Origin of the sequence: Pseudomonas sp. MWU12-2345, assembly GCF_023242385.1 — a bacterium.
GTDB lineage: Bacteria > Pseudomonadota > Gammaproteobacteria > Pseudomonadales > Pseudomonadaceae > Aquipseudomonas > Aquipseudomonas gingeri_D.
Window position 1 is genome coordinate 988,388 of the sequence record NZ_JALLJA010000001.1, and the last position, 18,483, is coordinate 1,006,870.

An 18,483-nucleotide genomic window follows, 5' to 3' on the forward strand; every position below is an offset into this window, starting at 1 on the left:
GGCTCTATGTGTTTTCACGATACCCATTGCGCTGGACACTCAGTATCTCGACACCTGCCCAGTCCTCCATACGACAGGCCAGCTCATACAGAAAGCCATGGCTTTTCAATTGCTCTGTGCTGAGCTTGAGCTGGACTGTATAGGTGGTATCGACTGGGGCATCAGGACTCAAATCCATTTGTTTGTTCTCCCTGTTGTGGCTATCGCTCCAGGTGCGATAGGCGGTGATGGCTGATCGACCGGCGTCAGTTTTCCCGTGCGAACCTGCGAAAACGTTCCGCGGTTTCATCGAACCGGTCTGCTCCGCAGCGGCTCAATTTTGTGGTGCCCCTAATTATGTAGTGCACGCATAAGGAAGCTTCTGTCAGAAAAAGCGCCTCTTCAAAAGGGAAAAGCATATGTCAGTTGTGAGGCAGCTATTTTCTCGAGGAATACGCCAAAATTCACTCAGCTCTCCAGCTCAGAACAAATCACCTGCACGCGACAAGCGAAGTATCTCCTTACAACCACCCGGGAAATGGCTGGCTATCTCAGCTAAATGATTTAGCTCGATTATTAGATCGGGATGACGGCTGGTAACAACCTCTTCCCAAGTGGTGTTGTCTTCAAGACCACCGTGTACTGACAGCTCATTGATCGGTTGAGGCTTACTCAGCCTTTGCGAGTACGAGCCGTCGCAATGGACCACCTTACAAAACCAAAGCCGCTGTCAACGGCTTAGGAGGCCGAAGTGCTAGATCCAGCATCAAAATATGATCTGACATCTACTGAAAGTCTGTTGAATCGAAACATCTCAAATCAGGGTGATAAGTTAAATTATGCAATTAGTGAGCTCTGCACGTCTATCAAAGAACAGAATAAGAGCATAGCCGCTCTCAGCAATACCGTTGTCGATCAACATCGCGAGCTTCGTAACAAAATCGCCGATGACGTCGTGGTTAAGATTGGTGAAGAACGCGAAAGAGTCAAAGAGCAAAGGACTTTCATAATCATGTCGTGGCTGGCCACTTTAGGCGTGGTACTGATAATGTTTTTAGTTTTTCTTACACCTGTTACTAAACCGGTCTCAAAGACCGAGTCGTCTACGCAGGCACCAGCATCAACTGATATTTCGGTTACGACGACGCAATGTGAGTCAACAGACGCGCAGCTCTAAATCCACGCGTACACCCGATGCAGTATTGAACAGTTGGGGTTGTGCCAGGACGCCACTATGGACAGCGGTGTCGCTACCGACGCAGTCGTAATGACCTGGCGTCTCCTGAGGCACAGCCCGTGACAGTTCGTGCGATACAAGAACACTACATCCAGAACTGAGAACAGAGCCCCCTGCTCTCTGTACGACTGTGCGCGGCATACGTGTAGTTACGCGCAACAAGCTAGGCCGTTTCCTACATTCTCACCGGAAGTGGCTGGCTATCTCACCCAGTGAGTTTGGATCGATGATTTGACCTGGTTAGCTGTCGTTGGCAGCACCTTCCCAAGTGGTCGTGATCTTCGAGGCCACGGTGTGCAGATAGCACATTGATCATCCCTAGTTCGCCCAGCATTCGGAAGTGCGAACAGTCGTCGACACCCTCGCCGATCGAATGCAGCAACCCACCGTGACGGAGACCTACCGTCAGGTGGTGCCTCCTCGTCACGTTTTCATTGAGGTAGGAGACACCATGAGTAGATCTATGGCCATGTATGACGCGCTGTCAGACATCAGCGTACCACCGGAAAAAGCCAAAGCCGTCGTAGAGGCTTGGGAGGCCGAAGTGCGAAACGTAGCAACGAAATCCGACTTGGTACGAGCGGAGAAGCAGTTGATCCAAAAAACCGTCGATCTGGGTCGAGAGCTGCGTGGCTCGATCAAAGAGATTAGCGACACGGTCAAAACACATACCGAGCAGATAAACACGCTCAGCCAAGCGATAGTCACCCAGAGGATCGAGCTTCGCGCTGAAATGAAGGAACAAGGCAGCGAGATTCGTGCTGAGATCAAAGATCAAGGTAACGAGCTTCGTGCATCAATAGAAAAGCAGGGCAGTGACTTCCGGCTTGCTATGGAAAAACAGGGCAACGGCTTCTCTCTTGCGATGGAAAAACAAAGCAACGAACTTCGACTTGCTATGGAGAAACAAGGAAACGATTTCCGGCTTGCAATGGAAAAACAAGGAGGCGAGCTGCGGCTTGCAATTGAAAAGCAAGGCAGCGAGCTGAAAAAATCCATTTCGGACTTAGCTGCTGACGTTGATAAGAAAATGACTGTCACATGCTGGAAACTCGGCATAATTTTCACTTTCATAATCGTTCCATTAGGAAAATTCACCTTCGATTATGTTGCTAAAGAATGGCCGTTCTGATTCATCGTTTCACCGCTCTACCGGAAGGTTTCGGCCTGAGGTTTAAACGCTATAAGACGTGGGCACTGTCCGCGTTGCTCTGATACACCACAATTTCTGCCCATGCGGGGAACACTCCCCGTCCGGGCGCAGTGTCTCTCCGTTTTGGGCTTTTCCTGGAGAGACCTATGAAACTCGATGCACTCACACCGCAACAAGAAGCACTGCTCGACTTACCTGTCGTATTTACCCCTAGGGCGTGGCATGAGAGCGTTTACATAGCGAAGCCACTGAGCATCGCCGAACAGGGCTTTCGCCTGACTGCAGTGCTTCAGGCCGTTCGCAATGCCATCATTCAGGAGTCTTGGGATGATGAGCCATTGTTCTTTGACTTCAGCCACAAATGCTTTCCCTTTACGGGTGAGCGATCGGCACTGGCTCTGTTGGATCTGCGTCTGGTAGTAGACCGTACGGAAGCAGAACGGCATGTGCTGACGCTCATGCTCAGGCATGAAGCCGAGGCGCTTGAAAAGCGGATTCCTGGAGAGTTCTTTGCTCTTGGTGAAGTCGTCATGACCCAGGGTGTAGAGGCGCTTGCTCAACAAGGTCTGTTGGACATAGCGCATTTTCTGGACCGTCACCTTTGTGGTGATTGGGGAGAGCTACCTGGGGCGGACAGACTGAAAAATGAGCGGGCGGTGCTGACCGGCGCCAGCTTGTTCTCGCAATACGACGTTGACGTTGGAGCGGCGAAAAAGCTCTGGATCATCACTTCGGCAGACAGGCGATTCACCTCCCTACTCCTGCCAATAGAACCCACCCTACCCCAGTTTGACTGAGGCTCACTGACCGCCTACCCGCCTTTTCAGGCGAGTAGGCGGTTTTTGCATTCAGGGTTGGGCGAGACCCGCGCTGGATGCTGGTGCTGCTATTGCGACAGTCCGGTGTCGGCCAAAAGCGGACGGTCGATTATTTACTATCGAACGCGAACGTTAAGCCTGATTCTGTGCCAGAAAGAATTCTGCATGGGGAACTGAGTATGTCCTGGCTAAGAGCGCCTGGGCGTCCATTAAGGCAAGTCGCCACCTCCCTCTCTTCTGGGACTGATGAGCAGACCTCATGAACCCTTGCCGATCTACCCGTCTAGTCTCCACTCGTTAGCTGGCTTACTGTTTCCCAACGCAAACGTCGGGAGATCGAAATGCACAAGCGCACACTTGGAAACAGTTCACTCGAAGTGTCAGCCCTGGGCTTGGGTTGCATGGGCCTGAGCCATGGCTACGGCCCGGCGACTGACACACAACAAGCCATTACGCTGATCCGTTCGGCGGTTGACCGAGGCGTTACGTTCTTCGATACCGCCGAGGTTTACGGTCCGTACCTGAACGAGCAAGTGGTGGGTGAGGCATTGGCGCCAGTTCGCGATCAAGTGGTCATCGCCACCAAGTTCGGCTTCACCTTCGGTGCCGACAATAAACAGCAGATTCTAAATAGTCGCCCTGAGCACATTCGACTCGCCGTCGAAGGCTCATTGCGCCGACTTAAGACCGATTTCATCGATTTGCTTTACCAGCATCGGGTTGACCCGGACGTACCGATTGAAGACGTCGCCGGTGTAGTGAGAGATCTGATTGGGGAAGGCAAGGTCAAGCACTTCGGCCTTTCGGAAGCCGGTGCGCAAACCATTCGCCGCGCACATTCGGTGCAGCCAGTCACGGCGCTGCAAAGCGAATACTCATTGTGGTGGCGTGAGCCTGAGCAGGAAATCCTGCCGACGCTCAAGGAGCTGGGGATCGGCTTCGTGCCGTTCAGCCCACTGGGCAAGGGTTTTCTCACCGGCACAGTAGCGGCCGACGCCACATACGGCAGCGACGATTTTCGAAGCATCGTGCCGCGTTTCAGCCAGTCGGCACTGCAAGCCAATCAAGGGTTGGTGGTGTTGATCCGCCAGATAGCCGCGCAAAAAAAAGCGACACCGGCGCAGATCGCGCTGGCCTGGTTGCTCGCGCAGGCACCGTGGATTGTACCGATTCCCGGGACGACCAAATTGCATCGCCTTGAAGAAAACCTTGGCAGCGCGGACATCACCCTCGACGCGGGCGAACTCCAGGCCATTGACACCGCACTGGCGCAGATCCGCATCGAAGGCGAGCGTTATCCCGAGGCCCTCAAGGCGCGCGTCGGGCGATGAACAACGATCACGATCCTCTACGGCGCACGGTCATCGCCGCACTGGCGAGCGCCCCGTTGCTGTCACTCGCCGACACGCAAACCGCCAGCGAAATACCACGTTCAGGCTCGCGAATTCTGGTCGCGTACTTTTCCCGCTCCGGCAATACCCGCGTGGTTGCCGGGCTCATCCAGCGCGGATTGGGTGCCGACCTGTTCGAGATCCGTCTGGCCAAAGCCTATCCCGAGGACTACCTGCAAACCGTGGAGCAGGCGCGTCAGGAGCGCGACAGCGGCTTCGAGCCCGAGCTGGAAAGCAAGGTTCACGCTCTGAGCGACTACGACACGATTTATCTCGGCTTTCCGATCTGGGGTGAGACCACCCCGCCAATCGTGCGTGCTTTTCTGAGCGCCCACGACCTGACTGGCAAAACCCTCATCCCCTTCAACACCCACGGTGGTTACGGCTTGGGCAATAGCCGCAGCATCCTCGAAAAGCACGCGCCCAAGGCTAAGCTGATGGAAGGATTTGTGATGGAGGGTGAGCAAGAGCGCAAGACCATGGAGCGCGTGAATGGCTGGCTGAGCGATCACCCTCACACACGCTAATCGATTTCTGGATTGGAGAAGCACCATGAAAACCCGCACGCTGGGCAACGGCCTGGAAGTTTCCGCAATGGGCCTCGGCTGCATGAGCATGACCTCCGCCTACGGCCCGGCCGCCGACAAACCGAGCATGATCAAGCTGATTCGCTCGGCCCATGAGCAAGGCATCACCTTGTTCGACACCGCCGAGGCGTATGGCCCATTCGCAAATGAAGAGTTGTTGGGCGAGGCCTTGCAACCGATCCGCGAACAGGTGGTCATCGCCAGCAAATTCGGTTTCGATATTGACCTGGTCACCGGCGCACGAGGCAGCGGCACCAATAGCCGACCCGAGCATATCCGCGCCGTGGCAGAGGCGTCATTGAAGCGGTTGCGCACCGATTGCATCGACCTGTTTTATCAGCATCGCGTTGATCCGCAGGTGCCGATCGAAGACGTTGCCGGCACCGTCAAGGAGCTGATCGCCGAGGGCAAGGTCAAGCATTTCGGCCTGTCCGAGGCCGGTGTGCAAACCATCCGCCAGGCACACACCGTGCAACCGGTAACGGCGGTGCAAAGCGAGTATTCGCTGTTCTGGCGTGGCCCGGAACATGAACTGCTTGGCGTACTGGAGGAACTGGGTATCGGCTTCGTGCCGTTCAGTCCACTCGGCGCTGGCTTCCTCACGGGTCAGATCGATGAGCACACCCAGTTTGACGCCAGCGACTTCCGCAATTTTGTCCCGCGTTTTTCACCTGAAGCGCGCAAGGCCAACCTGGCGTTGGTCGGCGTGGTGAAGGCCGTTGCCGAGCGCAAGCAGGCGACGCCTGCACAAGTCGCGCTGGCCTGGTTGCTGGCGCAGAAACCATGGATCGTGCCGATCCCGGGCACGACCAAACAACACCGACTGGAAGAGAACCTGGGCGCGGTAGAACTGGAACTGACCGGCGATGATCTGCGCGTGATCAATGAGCAGATGGCGCAGATCCAGGTGCACGGTGAACGCTTGCCGGAATCGGCGCTGAAGATGACCGGGCTCTGAGCCTTACCCCCGCTGCTCCGGGCTCGGAGCAGCTTCACTACCTGACCTGAGTTCATTCGATGAACCGATTGATCGCACCGCTCGTTGCCTTGTCGCTGTTGAGCGCAGAAACCCAGGCCGCCAGCGAAATCCGCATCACCCATAATGGCGCCCAGCCCTCGATCAAGGGCGCAGCGGAAAACTTCACCGGCACGGTACGCGTTGATGGCCTGTTCAAGGGTGATCTGCCGGCGCGCATCGGCGGCGGCACGGTGACCTTCGAACCCGGCGCGCGTACCGCTTGGCACAGCCATCCATTGGGGCAAACGCTGATCGTCACCGCCGGGGTTGGCTACGTGCAGCAAGAAGGTGGGCCGCGTCAGGAAATCCGTCCGGGCGACATTGTCTGGATTCCGCCGCACACCCGTCACTGGCATGGTGCCACCGCCAGTAACGGCATGACTCACATCGCGATTGCAGAAGCCGAGGACGGCAAGACGGTGACTTGGGAGGAGAAAGTCTCGGAGGCGCAATACGCCGGCAAATGAAGTAACGGAATGTGTCGGAGCCAGTAGCGCGGCACCTCCGCGGTGAGCCATCAAAACACCTCAAACCCCCGTGTTTGTGCGACGACGCCGGGTTTTGAGCGGCAATCGTAAAAACCACTCATGAGCCCTGCTCAGGAGTCCTTGCGCAATATCGGGGTTAATCACTACAACCGTCCTCCGTACGATCCAGTGACACCGCAGTGACCCAGCAATGCACGGAGCCTTTCATGATGACCACTGACGCTAGCAAGTCCCGCCCCCATCCCGCGCTAATGGCGCTCTGTCTAAGCCTTGGTGTGATGTTCAGTGTTACCACTCAAGCAGCCGAGGCATCGCAAACCATGACCCGCACACAAGCCAGCGCAGAAACACTGTCGAGCCAACAGCAGGCGATTCCCCTGATCGCAGCGTTTATGGCGACCAGCGACATGCCCAACCTCAACGTAGCCCTCAATCAAGGCCTCGACGCCGGCCTGACTATCAGCGAAACGCGGGAAATTCTGGTGCAGCTCTACGCCTACGTCGGCTTCCCGCGCAGCCTTAATGCCTTGAATGAGCTGATGACCGTGGTGCAGGCGCGCAAACAACGCGGCATCGACGATGCGCCGGGGCGTGAGCCTGACCGGGCGATTCCAATCGGTGATGAGCTTCTGGCGACGGGCACCGCGAATCAAACAAAAATTTCCGGTGGCTCGGTCAAAGGTCCGGTGTTCGAGTTCGCTCCGGTGATCAACCGATTTCTGCAAACCCATCTGTTCGGCGACATCTTCGAGCGCGACAACCTCGACTGGCAAAGCCGCGAACTGGCGACCGTCGGGGCGCTGGCAGCGACGCCGGGTGTGGAATCGCAATTGCGTTCGCACATGCTGGCGAGCCTGCGCGTCGGGCTCAGCGCAGCGCAGTTGAGTCAAGTCACCGAGCAGTTGAAAAAGCACGGAGATGCACAGACCGCCGAACGTGCAAACACGGCGCTGGCCCAGGTCCTGGCGGCTTCGGGGAAATAACATGAAATATGCAAAATACTTGCTCTGCATCACCCTGCTCAGCCTGTTGGCAGCTTGTGCGAACCAGCCCGATGGCTCAGGCCCTTTACTGATTCAGGCGCAAGGCAGCTTCGCCGCCGGTGGAACGATGACCACTGCGCCGGGTACGTTCAACCCGCGCAAGCCGATGGCTCCGGATGGCCAGACCTATCACGGTGACCATGCCTACACCTTCTACCAAATCCCGGTCGATGCCCGGAAACTACCCATCGTGATGTGGCATGGCGCAGGCCAGTTCTCCAAGACCTGGGAAACCACCTCCGATGGCCGCGAAGGTTTCCAGACCATTTTCCTGCGCCGCCATTTCGGTGTGTACCTGATCGACCAGCCGCGACGTGGCGATGCCGGCCGTAGCATGGTCGAGGCGACGGTCAAACCGACGCCGGACGAACAACTGTGGTTCAACCAGTTTCGCATCGGCTTGTGGCCCAACTATTTCAACGGTGTGCAAGTAGCCAAGGATGCACAGACGCGCGAGCAATTCTTCCGGGCAATGACACCGAACACCGGGCCGTTCGACATGGGTGTGGTGTCTGATGGTGTGTCGGCGGTCTTCGACAAAATCGGCCCCGGCATTCTGTTCACGCACTCGCAAGGTGGCGGGCCGGGTTGGCTGACCGCGATCAAGAATGACAAGGTCAAGGCCATTGTCGCCTTCGAGCCGGGCAGCAGCTTTGTCTTCCCGCAGGGTGAGGTGCCCGCGCCGATCCCCAGTGCCTTCGACACGGTGCAGGGTGCGGCCGTGCCGATTGATCAGTTCATGGCGCTCACGCGCATTCCGATCCTGATCCTCTACGGCGACAACATCCCGGAGCAAGCCGTCGACCTTCCCGCTCAGGACAGTTGGCGCGCACGGCTGAAGATGGCCCGGCTTTGGCGCGATACCGTCAACCAGCACGGCGGTGACGTAAGGCTGATCCATTTGCCGGAGATCGGCATCAAGGGCAATACCCACTTCCCCATGTCCGATTTGAACAACGTGCAGATCGCGAATCTGGTGTCGAGTTTCCTAAAAGAAAAGCATCTGGACTAACCAGGGCTCACATCCAATTTTTTTACTGCCCTTCTTTGATTGCTCAGGAGTTTCACGTGATAAACACCTTTATGAAAGCCACGCTCATGTCGGCGCTGGTTGGCCTTTCTGCGGGCGAAGCCGGAGCGGCGGACTACAAAAAAAACCCGTTCACACTGGCTTACGACGGCGCCATTACCAGGAACGAGCCGGGCAAGGTCAACATCCATCCGGTCAGCTACAAGCTCAATGGCATGGACATCGCCGCCAACGTTTACACCCCGGCCAACTACGATGCGAAGAAGGTCTACCCGACCGTTGTGGTCGCGCATCCGAACGGTGGCGTCAAAGAGCAGGTCGCCGGACTGTACGCCCAGCGCCTGGCCGAACAGGGCTACATCACGATCACCGCCGATGCGGCCTACCAGGGCGCAAGTGGCGGACAGCCTCGCAGCATCGACAAGCCGGCGTATCGCATCGAAGACATCCATGGCATGGCAGACTTCATCAGCCAATATGCGGGCGTCGATAGCACGCGCCTGGGCTTGCTCGGGATCTGCGGCGGCGGTGGCTATTCGTTGGCCGTCGCGCAAACCGACAAACGCTTCAAATCGCTGGCAACCATCAGCATGTTCAACTCCGGTCGGGTGCGTCGCAACGGCTACAACGACTCGCAACTGGACAGCGTTCAGCAACGCCTGCAACAGGCTTCCGCTGCGCGCGCTCAGGAGGCGGCCGGCGGTGCTGTGCTCTATTCGGGTGACGCCAACCTCACCGACGAGCAGATCGCCAAGCTGCCCTTCGAGCTGTATCGCCAGGGCTACGAGTACTACTGGAAAACCCACGCGCACCCGAACTCAACGTTCAAGTACACCACCAGCAGCCTGTTGGACCTGATGCGTTTTGACGCGACCAATCAGATTGAGTTGATCAATCAGCCATTGCTGATGATCGCCGGCAGCAAGGCTGACAGCCTGTACATGACCCAGGATGCATTTCCCAAGGCCACCGGCACCAAGGACAAGGAATTGTTCATCATCGACGGCGCCACCCACATCGAAACCTACTGGGTCCCGCGTTATGTCGACGCGGCAATGGGCAAGCTGACAACGTTCTACGCACGAACCCTTTGATGGGCTGTTCGGGGATCGCGTATCCATGCGGAACCTGCTTACATGGAATAATTACGCGATCCCCATGAGAGGCTCTCATCAATGTCACGCGCCAATCTCAACGATCTGCAAGCCTTTGTGATCATTACCCGCGAAGGCAGCTTCACCCGCGCTGCGGCGCAGCTGGGCGTCTCGCAGTCTGCGCTAAGCCATACTCTACGTGCCCTTGAGACGCGACTCGGGGTTCGTCTGCTGACCCGAACCACCCGTAGCGTATCCCCTACCGAAGCCGGTCAACGGTTATATCAATCCATGGCGCCGAGGTTCGAAGAGATTGAATTCGAACTGGCAGCGCTCAGCGAGTTTCGTGACACCCCGGCAGGGAACGTGCGGATTCAAGCATCCGAACATGCAGCCAACAATATTCTCTGGCCCAAGTTGCTGAAGGTGCTTCCCGACTATCCGGACATCAAGGTCGAAATCACCGTCGACTACGCACTCTCCGACATCGTCGCTCAGCGCTATGACGCAGGGGTACGGCTTGGTGACCAAGTGGCCAAGGACATGATTGCCGTTCCTATCGGGCCGTCCTTGCGCATCGCGGTCGTGGGCTCACCCGAGTATTTCAAACAGCGCCCAGTGCCGAAGGTGCCGGGTGATCTGGCCGCACACAATTGCATCAATCTGCGCCTGCCCACCCATGGAAGCCTGATGCAATGGGATTTTGAAAAGGATGGTCACGAACTCAAGGCGCGCGTTGAAGGACAATGGACGTTCAACAGCAGCGTGCCGATTCTGCGTGCCGCCGTTGCGGGATGTGGGTTGGGTTTCCTTCCGGAAGATATGGTTGCCAAGGAGATTACCGAGGGAAGCCTTGTGCGAGTGTTGGAAGATTGGTGCCAACCCTTTGCCGGTTACCATCTCTATTACCCCAATCGCCGTGAACATTCATCAGCGTTTGGCGTTGTAGTTGAAGCGTTGCTCTACAAGCGATGAGTCATCGACCATCAAGCCGTCTCAATTTTTACCCCCGCCTCACAAACCCGCGATTGAGCAGATGCTTTGGATCGATTGCAGTCGTCGACGAACGGATGCAATGGGTCGATAGCGACCACGGCACGCTGTGCCTGATCCACTCTTGTCCTCCCCCAACGTGGAGGACACCACCATGAACACTATTGCTACGTACCGCCATCAGCCTTGGAACAAGGGAAAGCTAGTCGGCCAGAAAGTCCCGCTTCGAGTCAGAGATATCTGGGCCATCCGGGTCAGACTCCAGCTCGCGGAGAAGACACGGGATCTGGCTCTCTTCAACTTGGCTATCGACAGCAAGCTGCGTGCCTGTGACTTAACCAAGCTGCGAGTACGAGACATAGCCCATGGAGAACATGTGTCGTCACGGGCCATCGTGATGCAGCAGAAAACTCAGCACCCAATGCAATTTGAAATCACTGAGCAAACCCGAACGGTTCTGGAGGCTTGGATGCATCAGGCCCGCCTTCGTGCTGAGGACTTCTTGTTTCCGACCCGGCTACACGACTCAGACCATCTCTCCACCAGACAATACGCTCGAATAGTCAAAGCGTGGGTGACAGCCATTGGCCTTGACCCAGCCATGTACGGTACTCACACGCTACGAAGAACCAAGGCATCGCTGATCTATCGCAGGACGAAGAACCTGAGAGCTGTCCAACTCCTGCTTGGTCATACGAAGCTTGAAAGCACCGTCAGATACCTGGGAATCGAGGTCGATGATGCCCTGGAAATGGCGGAACAGACGGAAGTCTGACCATCTATAGCGACGGTCGATGCTAGACCGTCGCTATCCGACCCATAGTGGACGTTCGCTAGGGCTGGGCTCGACTAAATAGGAGGTAGCTTTCGCCCGTGGGCCGTGCTTTGAAGGATTGGGGTAGTTAGGTGATGGTGAGAAGGCGCAGGATGCGTTCGACCGGACGGTACTCCAAGGCCACAACTACCCGTTCCGGGTGACCACCAACTCGCGGGAACTCAAGCAGGATGTTGAATTTGGTGAGCTGGTGGGTCGGTTGGCTCACCCACTCGAGGTTATATAGGTAGTTCATCCGCAGCTTGCTTCGGATTGCGGCCTCGAGTTCAGCCTTAGTCAGTTCGGCCAAGCCGGCCTTTTGTAGTTTTCCGAGCTTCGTGGTCTGAAGGTACTTCTCGAACTTGGCGTCCTCAATGAAGACGGTGAACTCTGCCAGCGGTGCCGCAACAGGGGACATGGCCCTTACCGCGATCTCCAGGTCGTCGTCGGTGATATCGAGCAGCAGACGCTCAGGTTTGTACGAGAGGAAGGTGTCGAAGTAGATCAACTGAATACTTCTGAGTCGGAAACCTTGTTTCACGTAGTCATGCTGGTGGAGGTTGCAATCCTGCGTATTCGGTCAGGGCTATCGTCTGACGGAAGTGCTTCAGTCCATTCGCGAAGCCGTCATCCAGGAAGCGTGGGATGATGAGCCTTTGTTCTTTGACTTCGGCCACAAATGCTTTCCTTCCACAGGTGAGCGATCAGATCGAATCCTGTTGGATCTGCGCCTAGTCGTAGATCGAAAGGAAGATGAGCTGCATCTGCTGACGCTCATGCTCAGGCATGAAGCCGAGGCGCTTGAAAAGCGGATTCCTGGAGAGCTCTTTGCTCTCGGTGAAGTCGTCATGCCCCTTGGTGTCGAGGCGCTCGTTCAACAAGGTCTGCTGGACATAGTGCCCTATCTGGATCGCCACCTTTGTGGTGACTGGGGAGAATTACCAGGGGCGGACAGACAAAAAAACGAACGGGCGGTGCTGACCGGCGCCAGCTTGTTCTCGCAATACGACGTTGACGTCGGAACGGCGAAGAAGCTCTGGATCATCACCTCGGCAGACAGGCGATTCACCTCCCTGTTCCTGCCCATTGAACCCACCCTGCCCCAGTTCGACTGAGGCTTACTGACCGCCTACCTGCCTTTCCAGGCGAGTGGGCGGTTTTTGCATTCGGTTTTTTGTGGTGAGATCCTCTTCTGGGGGGGCTATTGCGCCGCTTGCTGATTTTTTAAAGCAATTATCTAATCCGACATTGCCCAGCGATCATGACCCTATGCGCAAAATCGGTTTGAGCGTGTCTCCCCGCTCACTGTCGGCAGCAGCCTCATTAATCTGTTCGAACTCATAGAACTTGACCATTTTGTCAAAAGGAAAACGGCCTTGCAGATACAAGTTGACCAGGTCAGGAATGAACTTCTGGGGCACGCTGTCTCCTTCGCAGATACCACGAATGCTTTTGCCATGAATCAGCAAGTCATTGACGTCGAAAGACGCGAGTGTGCCCAGGTGCGATGCCCCGACCACGCCTACACAACCCAGCCCTCCCAACGCATCCACCGACTGACGCAACACCGACGTAATACCGGTGGACTCCAAGGCAAAATCGACGCCGCCCCCCGTGATTTCGCGAACTGCCAGAACCGCGTCCTCCTCCTTGCTATTAACCACGTGTGTAGCCCCAAGCTCTATTGCCAGGCTCAAGCGTGAAGGCACCACATCCACCGCGATGATGGTCGTGGCGCCTGCCACCCTGGCCCCCAGAACGGCACTGAGGCCCACCGCACCTGACCCGAAGGCAACAAAGCTGCTCCCGGGGCGGACCTTGAGCGAGTTGATCACCGCCCCTGCCCCCGTCTGAATGCCACACCCCAATGGCCCAAGCAATTCAAGAGGTGCTTCTTTCGGTACCTTGATGGCGTTGTTTTCGCGACTCAACGCATAAGTGGCAAACGACGATTGGGAAAAAAAGTGGTCATGTAACGGATGCCCCAACGCGTCGTCGATTGCTGATTGCCCGTGTGGATCTGCCCCGCTGAAGTTCAGGTTATAAAAGTCCTCGCAGTAGGAGGATAGCCCCCCTGAACAAGGCCGGCAGTGACCACAACTGCCGTAGGTCAGTACAACATGGTCACCGATTGCCAAACCTCTAACCAGCGGCCCTATCGCTTCAATCACCCCAGCCCCTTCATGGCCGAGGACCACCGGCAATGGCACCGGGTAATACTGATCGCGAATAATCATGTCGGTGTGGCACATGCCCGTGGCGACAATCCTGACCAGCACTTCATCGCGCTCAGGACGACGCAGCGTCGCCGTTTCAATCACAAACGGAGCGCCCTTGGCACGTACCACAGCAGCTTTTATTTGCAGCATTTTGGAGTCAGTCATCACGGGTCCTTAATGTCAGTGGCAGGCGTCGAACTGCGACTACGTTAAGGCGACTTGTGCTTCGGGCAGTATCAGCACGGCGCCACGACTATCAAATCCCAGACTAAATCACTCTGAATGCGTGAATCATCAGGGGCTATTAGCGAGCACGACGGAACGTATCGGAGGGTTTCTCGCCGAAAGCGCGTCGGTAGTCGACTGAAAACTGCCCTAGGTGCAAGAAACCCCAGCGAGTCGCCAAGTCGGTGACGCAATCCCCTTCGCTTGGGTTCAATAGCGCTTGGCGTACATTGCGCAGGCGTACCTCTTTGAGATACCGCATTGGGCTGATACCACGCCACTCGTGAAAGCTACGGTGCAATGAACGGATGCCACAGTGTGCTGCCTCGGCAATATCCAACAGCGTGACGGCTTGGTCGGCGTGCTCTTCTATATATGCTACGGCGCGCTTGAGGTAGGCAGGATTGACGCCGCTGGAGAGCGGTGAGCGAGAGACATATCCATCGGATTGAGCGCAGAGCAAAGACAGAATCAGCAGCTCTTCCGCCCGAGGTAGCAGTAACGCCCTGCTTTGGGGGCTGGTCGCCGGATCGAGAATATGACGCAATTGATTCAACGAGGCGTGCCATAACGCGCGTTGGTTGTCATCATTTATTACCTGGGAGCTAAGCGGAAACTCCCAAGGCTTGAGATTGGACATTGATCCGGCAAGCTCAACGATTCGCTGGCAGTCTATGCGTGTCACCAACTGGCTATTGTCTGAGTCGTAAAAGTAGCGGGAGTGCTCACCTGGCGCGACCAAAACGGTCGTGCCCACGCCCCCGATACTCTCCACTGACGGGGTGCTGATCGTTGACTGACCGCTGAGTGTGGTCAATACCAGAACGAAATCATCGAACGGCTCTGGCTCGATGGTGATGTCTGTACCGTAACAGAACTTCGACAGACCGATCGACTGCCCGGGCATGTTGTACATGCTCGCTGGATCCCTGCGCAGTCCCCGGGTGTGATAGCGATAGGACGTGTACACGCGGCTTACCTGTTCATTCGCTTGACCCAGATCGGTAGTCGCAAACAGCAACGACTGCTGGGGCATATCGGCAGCTCCGGTCAGCGCCAACGCCCCCAGTGTGGATGGCTGTGCGGTGTTGTCCCAAGAGGTCGAAAAGCTCATTGCCGATGCTCCTGTGCACTCTGCGATGCACTCATGTTCTACGAGCTTTCTGAATACTCCAGTCAACGGGTTGGCGCAATGCCTATGGCAAATTTGGGCAGGCATTTGATAGTCGTGGCCAGTCTTTGATATCGCACCTTTCGGTGCTCATTCGAAGATAGGGAACAGGGTCGAACAAGTCGTTTCGATCCACCGATTGGTCACTTAACAATCATGAGCCTGTTACTGAAAACCGATTACCCCGCTTACATTGATGGCCAACTTGTTCGTACGTCGATGACATTCCCAGCAGTCAACGCTTCTACCGGCGAGCACCTTGCCTCCATCGCGCGGTGCACCGCCGCCGAGGTAGATCTTGCGGTACGCGCTGCGCATCGCGCGCAAAAGGAGTGGAAGCTCACTAGCTTTGAGCAGCGCTCGGCGTTACTCAACCAACTGGCGGACGAACTGGAAAAAGCCGCACCACGCCTGGCAGCGATTGATGCCGCAGACGTTGGCCGACGCATAGGCGAAGTGCTTACCGACTACCACATCGCCGTGGCGCAATACCGCTATTTCGCCGGGGCGATCCTGACACACGAAGGCCTCGGGCGCCCGATTCCCAATGGCTATCTGATTGCAAAGCGCGAGCCCGTTGGCGTCGTGGGTCAGATCATCCCATGGAACGTGCCGGCGATCATGGTTGCCTTGAAGGTGGCTCCGGCGGTTGCCGCGGGTAATACGGTGGTGCTCAAACCAGATGAAAATGCCTCCTTGTCGACACTGGAGTTCGCAGAGCTCGCCGGCCGTATATTGCCTGCCGGGGTAATTAACGTGGTGCCTGGTTTTGGTGCTGAAGTAGGTTCGGCGATCACCGCCCACCCTGATATCGCCAAATTGGCTTTCACCGGCAGCCCTGAAATAGGCAGAGTCATCGGCTGCGCTGGCGCTCAACGTCTTGTGCCGGTGTCGCTAGAGCTGGGAGGCAAGAGTCCCAACATCGTGTTCCCGGATATTGCCGACATCGACGCTGTGGTCGACAACGTGCTGTTTGCGGCCATGTACTGCAACGGGCAGTCGTGCCTGGCCGGTACCCGGCTGTTCATTCATGACGACATCTACACGAACTTCATCGACAAGCTGGCCAACGCAGTGTCCCGATTGACAGTAGGCGACCCGATGTCCGAAGCCACCCGCGTGAGCGGCCTGATCAACCGCAAGCAGGGCGAACGCGTGCTCAACTACATCGAGGCAGGCAAGGAAGAAAAAGCCAGGCTACTGGTGGGGGGGCAGCGCGTGATTGTCCCGGGCAATGAGTATGGCTACTTCATTCAGCCGACGGTGTTTGAAGCCACCAACCAAATGCGCATTGCCCAGGAAGAAATCTTCGGTCCGGTATTGAGCGTGATTCGTTGGAACGACTACGACACCCTTCTGGAACAAGCCAACGACGTACGTTATGGACTGGCCTGCGGGATTTATACCTCCAATCTGGGTAATGCGATGAAAACCGCCGATGCCCTGGAGACGGGTAACGTCTGGATCAACCACTACTTCAACCTCAACAGTGGCGCGCCGTTTGGCGGCGTCAAAGAAAGTGGAATCGGCCGCGAGCATTGCCACGAAACGCTCAACCAGTATTCGCACCTTAAATCCATCACCATCCAGAACGACGTCATTGCGCCGTGGTTCGCGCCTGCACCCTAAGCCCCCCCAGTGCCGGTTCTATATTCGTCTGGAAAAAGTACTGATATCAAAGGAGCACCTATGTATTCAGTTCGATGGAAAACAGCACAGGTTGTAGTCTTTTCTTCTGCTGTCAGCCTATTGGCGTCGACAGGAACCATTTTTGCCAAGGCAAGTGAGGCGTCCGTGGAAAAAGAAATCGGCGTTCCGAGTTTGCACCTGGATTATGATTTGGGCATGCCAACGGCCGAAACCGTTGAGCGGCTTTATAATCAGATGGATTTTCAGCGGGCCGTACAAAGTTACTTATGGGCGATTCCGATTATTGGTGTACAAAGTTCCAAAGAGTCACTGGTTGAAAACGCCGGGGCGAAGAGCGGTGATGTGGTATTTGTCAGTGGTTTTCGTGACGTCAGCACCATGCGAGGCTCTAACGTCACCACCCCGTACTTTTTCAGCCACTTTGACCTCGCACAAGGCCCTGTGGTCCTGGAGTATCCGGCAGGCGCGACGGCCAGCTCGCTGATCGACTGGCGCGACCGTCCAATTGCAGACTTGGGCGGGCCAGGCGTCGATGCCGGCAAGGGCGCAACGTTCCTGTTGCTGGGTCCTGGCCAGGAGGTTCCGAAAGACGCGCCTGCTGGCGCTCACGTGCTGCACTCGAAAACCTTCAAGGCCCTGTTGTTCGGGCGAATTCTGGATAACGACCCGCAAAAAATCCAAGACGTACTCTCCCAGGCTCGCTTTTATCCCTACGGCAAAGATGCGCCCAAACACGTCACTATTTTGAAATTCAAACCGACCGGTGAACTTAAATCCATGGCGCCGCCCAAGGGTCTGGCGTACTGGAAAAGCTTGTCGGCGGCCCTTCAAGGAGAGGTCGTCGAAGACCGGGACCGCTTCTTCATGGCCATGCTTAAACCACTGGGCATAGAAAATGGCCAGCCCTTTGCGCCAGACAGCCGGCAGATCGAAATTTTGAACAAGGCCGCCGAATTGGGTGAAGCCATGGCCAAAGCCAACGCGTTCAGTAAACGATTGCCCAAGATGAAATACCGCCCGGACTCCAATTGGGAATACCTGATTCCCCCCTATTATTCCATGCAGCAGGACATTCCGGGGGGCACGTTATTTGAAGAGCGCACTGCATTCTTCTATGAAGTGATGGGCTCGTCCGAGGCCGTAATGACTCGAAAGTCGGGGGTAGGCTCTGGCTACCTCACCGCGTATCACGACAAGAAAGGCGCGGTACTGGACGGCGGCAAAACGTACAAGCTGCACGTGCCGGCCAATCCTCCGGCCAAACTGTTCTGGTCAATTACGCTGTATGACACCCAATCGCGCACCTTTATTCAAAGCGCCCAACAAATCGTCGACCGCTCCTCCAAGGACGACTTGATACGCAATGCAGATGGCTCCGTGGATATCGTGATGGGGCCAAAGTCACCAGCCGGATTGGAAAAAAACTGGATACCGACAATTCCCGGGCGATCTTGGTATGTTTATTTCCGTCTGTTTGGCCCACTTGAACCTTACCTTGATCAAAGTTGGAAGTTGTCAGACATTGAACTTTTGGCGCAAACACATTCGCTGCCACAGTAGTCCTCAGTCCTTG

Annotated in this window: 19 protein-coding genes; 15 read left to right on the forward strand and 4 right to left on the reverse strand. The window is 56.2% G+C overall.

Annotated elements, in window-relative coordinates; all coding sequences use genetic code 11:
• Positions 1-4: 4 nt before the first annotated feature.
• Positions 5-289: a hypothetical protein gene (locus tag M5C71_RS03995; RefSeq protein WP_248767269.1), complete on the reverse strand. Its 285-nt coding sequence runs from the start codon at positions 287-289 to the stop codon at positions 5-7.
• 441 nt (positions 290-730) lie between these two features.
• On the opposite strand from M5C71_RS03995, the gene M5C71_RS04000 reads away from it, so the two are divergent.
• The 12 genes from M5C71_RS04000 to M5C71_RS04055 all read left to right on the forward strand — a co-directional run bounded on the left by M5C71_RS04000 (position 731) and on the right by M5C71_RS04055 (position 11,606).
• Positions 731-1,156, forward strand: a complete 426-nt coding sequence (locus M5C71_RS04000; protein WP_248767270.1) for a hypothetical protein — start codon at positions 731-733, stop codon at positions 1,154-1,156.
• Between the two features lie 511 nt (positions 1,157-1,667).
• A complete protein-coding gene (locus M5C71_RS04005; protein WP_248767271.1) occupies positions 1,668-2,348 on the forward strand; it encodes a hypothetical protein in 681 nt (226 codons plus the stop codon).
• A 167-nt stretch (positions 2,349-2,515) separates the two neighbouring features.
• Positions 2,516-3,166 (forward strand): hypothetical protein, encoded by a 651-nt coding sequence (locus M5C71_RS04010; RefSeq protein WP_248767272.1) that lies wholly within the window; start codon positions 2,516-2,518, stop codon positions 3,164-3,166.
• A gap of 362 nt (positions 3,167-3,528) precedes the next feature.
• Positions 3,529-4,518: an aldo/keto reductase gene (locus M5C71_RS04015; protein ID WP_248767273.1), complete on the forward strand. Its 990-nt coding sequence runs from the start codon at positions 3,529-3,531 to the stop codon at positions 4,516-4,518.
• Positions 4,515-5,105, forward strand: a complete 591-nt coding sequence (locus M5C71_RS04020) for a flavodoxin (protein WP_248767274.1) — start codon at positions 4,515-4,517, stop codon at positions 5,103-5,105. Before M5C71_RS04015 ends, M5C71_RS04020 begins: the two co-directional genes overlap by 4 nt.
• A 25-nt stretch (positions 5,106-5,130) precedes the next feature.
• Entirely contained in the window at positions 5,131-6,123 is a 993-nt protein-coding gene (locus tag M5C71_RS04025; RefSeq protein ID WP_248767275.1) for an aldo/keto reductase, read from the forward strand.
• Positions 6,124-6,182: 59 nt separating this feature from the next.
• Positions 6,183-6,650: a cupin domain-containing protein gene (locus M5C71_RS04030; protein WP_248767276.1), complete on the forward strand. Its 468-nt coding sequence runs from the start codon at positions 6,183-6,185 to the stop codon at positions 6,648-6,650.
• Between the two features lie 227 nt (positions 6,651-6,877).
• A complete protein-coding gene (locus M5C71_RS04035; RefSeq protein WP_248767277.1) occupies positions 6,878-7,654 on the forward strand; it encodes a carboxymuconolactone decarboxylase family protein in 777 nt (258 codons plus the stop codon).
• Between the two features lie 127 nt (positions 7,655-7,781).
• On the forward strand, positions 7,782-8,726 hold the full coding sequence (locus tag M5C71_RS04040; RefSeq protein ID WP_248767485.1) for an alpha/beta fold hydrolase: 945 nt from the start codon (positions 7,782-7,784) through the stop codon (positions 8,724-8,726).
• Positions 8,727-8,782: 56 nt separating this feature from the next.
• Entirely contained in the window at positions 8,783-9,838 is a 1,056-nt protein-coding gene (locus tag M5C71_RS04045; RefSeq protein WP_248767278.1) for an alpha/beta hydrolase, read from the forward strand.
• Between the two features lie 81 nt (positions 9,839-9,919).
• On the forward strand, positions 9,920-10,813 hold the full coding sequence (locus M5C71_RS04050) for a LysR family transcriptional regulator (protein ID WP_248767279.1): 894 nt from the start codon (positions 9,920-9,922) through the stop codon (positions 10,811-10,813).
• A gap of 172 nt (positions 10,814-10,985) precedes the next feature.
• Positions 10,986-11,606, forward strand: a complete 621-nt coding sequence (locus M5C71_RS04055) for a tyrosine-type recombinase/integrase (RefSeq protein WP_248767280.1) — start codon at positions 10,986-10,988, stop codon at positions 11,604-11,606.
• 127 nt (positions 11,607-11,733) lie between these two features.
• Here M5C71_RS04055 and M5C71_RS04060 read toward each other — a convergent pair whose 3' ends face one another.
• Entirely contained in the window at positions 11,734-12,153 is a 420-nt protein-coding gene (locus M5C71_RS04060) for a hypothetical protein (protein WP_248767281.1), read from the reverse strand.
• A gap of 52 nt (positions 12,154-12,205) precedes the next feature.
• Here M5C71_RS04060 and M5C71_RS04065 point away from each other — a divergent pair, with 52 nt between their 5' ends.
• The gene (locus M5C71_RS04065) at positions 12,206-12,760 is read left to right on the forward strand and encodes a hypothetical protein (RefSeq protein ID WP_248767282.1); all 555 of its coding nucleotides are present in this window, start codon (positions 12,206-12,208) and stop codon (positions 12,758-12,760) included.
• Between the two features lie 144 nt (positions 12,761-12,904).
• Here M5C71_RS04065 and M5C71_RS04070 read toward each other — a convergent pair whose 3' ends face one another.
• Positions 12,905-14,029 (reverse strand): NAD(P)-dependent alcohol dehydrogenase, encoded by a 1,125-nt coding sequence (locus M5C71_RS04070; protein WP_248767283.1) that lies wholly within the window; start codon positions 14,027-14,029, stop codon positions 12,905-12,907.
• A gap of 139 nt (positions 14,030-14,168) precedes the next feature.
• A complete protein-coding gene (locus tag M5C71_RS04075; RefSeq protein ID WP_248767284.1) occupies positions 14,169-15,203 on the reverse strand; it encodes a helix-turn-helix domain-containing protein in 1,035 nt (344 codons plus the stop codon).
• A gap of 213 nt (positions 15,204-15,416) precedes the next feature.
• Here M5C71_RS04075 and M5C71_RS04080 point away from each other — a divergent pair, with 213 nt between their 5' ends.
• Positions 15,417-16,889, forward strand: coding sequence for an aldehyde dehydrogenase family protein (locus tag M5C71_RS04080; protein ID WP_248767285.1), 1,473 nt, complete (start codon positions 15,417-15,419; stop codon positions 16,887-16,889).
• A gap of 60 nt (positions 16,890-16,949) precedes the next feature.
• Positions 16,950-18,470 carry a DUF1254 domain-containing protein gene (locus tag M5C71_RS04085; RefSeq protein ID WP_248767286.1) on the forward strand — a complete coding sequence of 507 codons (1,521 nt, stop codon included), beginning with the start codon at positions 16,950-16,952 and terminating at the stop codon, positions 18,468-18,470.
• The last annotated feature ends 13 nt before the right edge of the window (positions 18,471-18,483 follow it).

Bases quoted from the DNA above. Each gene is read 5' to 3' on its own strand.
- M5C71_RS04070 (WP_248767283.1), bottom strand. From the start codon at position 14,029: ATGACTGACTCCAAAATGCTGCAAATAAAAGCTGCTGTGGTACGTGCC.
- M5C71_RS04025 (WP_248767275.1), top strand. From the start codon at position 5,131: ATGAAAACCCGCACGCTGGGCAACGGCCTGGAAGTTTCCGCAATGGGC.
- M5C71_RS04035 (WP_248767277.1), top strand. From the start codon at position 6,878: ATGATGACCACTGACGCTAGCAAGTCCCGCCCCCATCCCGCGCTAATG.
- M5C71_RS04020 (WP_248767274.1), top strand. From the start codon at position 4,515: ATGAACAACGATCACGATCCTCTACGGCGCACGGTCATCGCCGCACTG.
- M5C71_RS04050 (WP_248767279.1), top strand. From the start codon at position 9,920: ATGTCACGCGCCAATCTCAACGATCTGCAAGCCTTTGTGATCATTACC.
- M5C71_RS04030 (WP_248767276.1), top strand. From the start codon at position 6,183: ATGAACCGATTGATCGCACCGCTCGTTGCCTTGTCGCTGTTGAGCGCA.
- M5C71_RS04010 (WP_248767272.1), top strand. From the start codon at position 2,516: ATGAAACTCGATGCACTCACACCGCAACAAGAAGCACTGCTCGACTTA.
- M5C71_RS04005 (WP_248767271.1), top strand. From the start codon at position 1,668: ATGAGTAGATCTATGGCCATGTATGACGCGCTGTCAGACATCAGCGTA.
- M5C71_RS04055 (WP_248767280.1), top strand. From the start codon at position 10,986: ATGAACACTATTGCTACGTACCGCCATCAGCCTTGGAACAAGGGAAAG.
- M5C71_RS04080 (WP_248767285.1), top strand. From the start codon at position 15,417: ATGAGCCTGTTACTGAAAACCGATTACCCCGCTTACATTGATGGCCAA.
- M5C71_RS04040 (WP_248767485.1), top strand. From the start codon at position 7,782: ATGACCACTGCGCCGGGTACGTTCAACCCGCGCAAGCCGATGGCTCCG.
- M5C71_RS03995 (WP_248767269.1), bottom strand. From the start codon at position 289: ATGAAACCGCGGAACGTTTTCGCAGGTTCGCACGGGAAAACTGACGCC.
- M5C71_RS04075 (WP_248767284.1), bottom strand. From the start codon at position 15,203: ATGAGCTTTTCGACCTCTTGGGACAACACCGCACAGCCATCCACACTG.
- M5C71_RS04015 (WP_248767273.1), top strand. From the start codon at position 3,529: ATGCACAAGCGCACACTTGGAAACAGTTCACTCGAAGTGTCAGCCCTG.
- M5C71_RS04085 (WP_248767286.1), top strand. From the start codon at position 16,950: ATGTATTCAGTTCGATGGAAAACAGCACAGGTTGTAGTCTTTTCTTCT.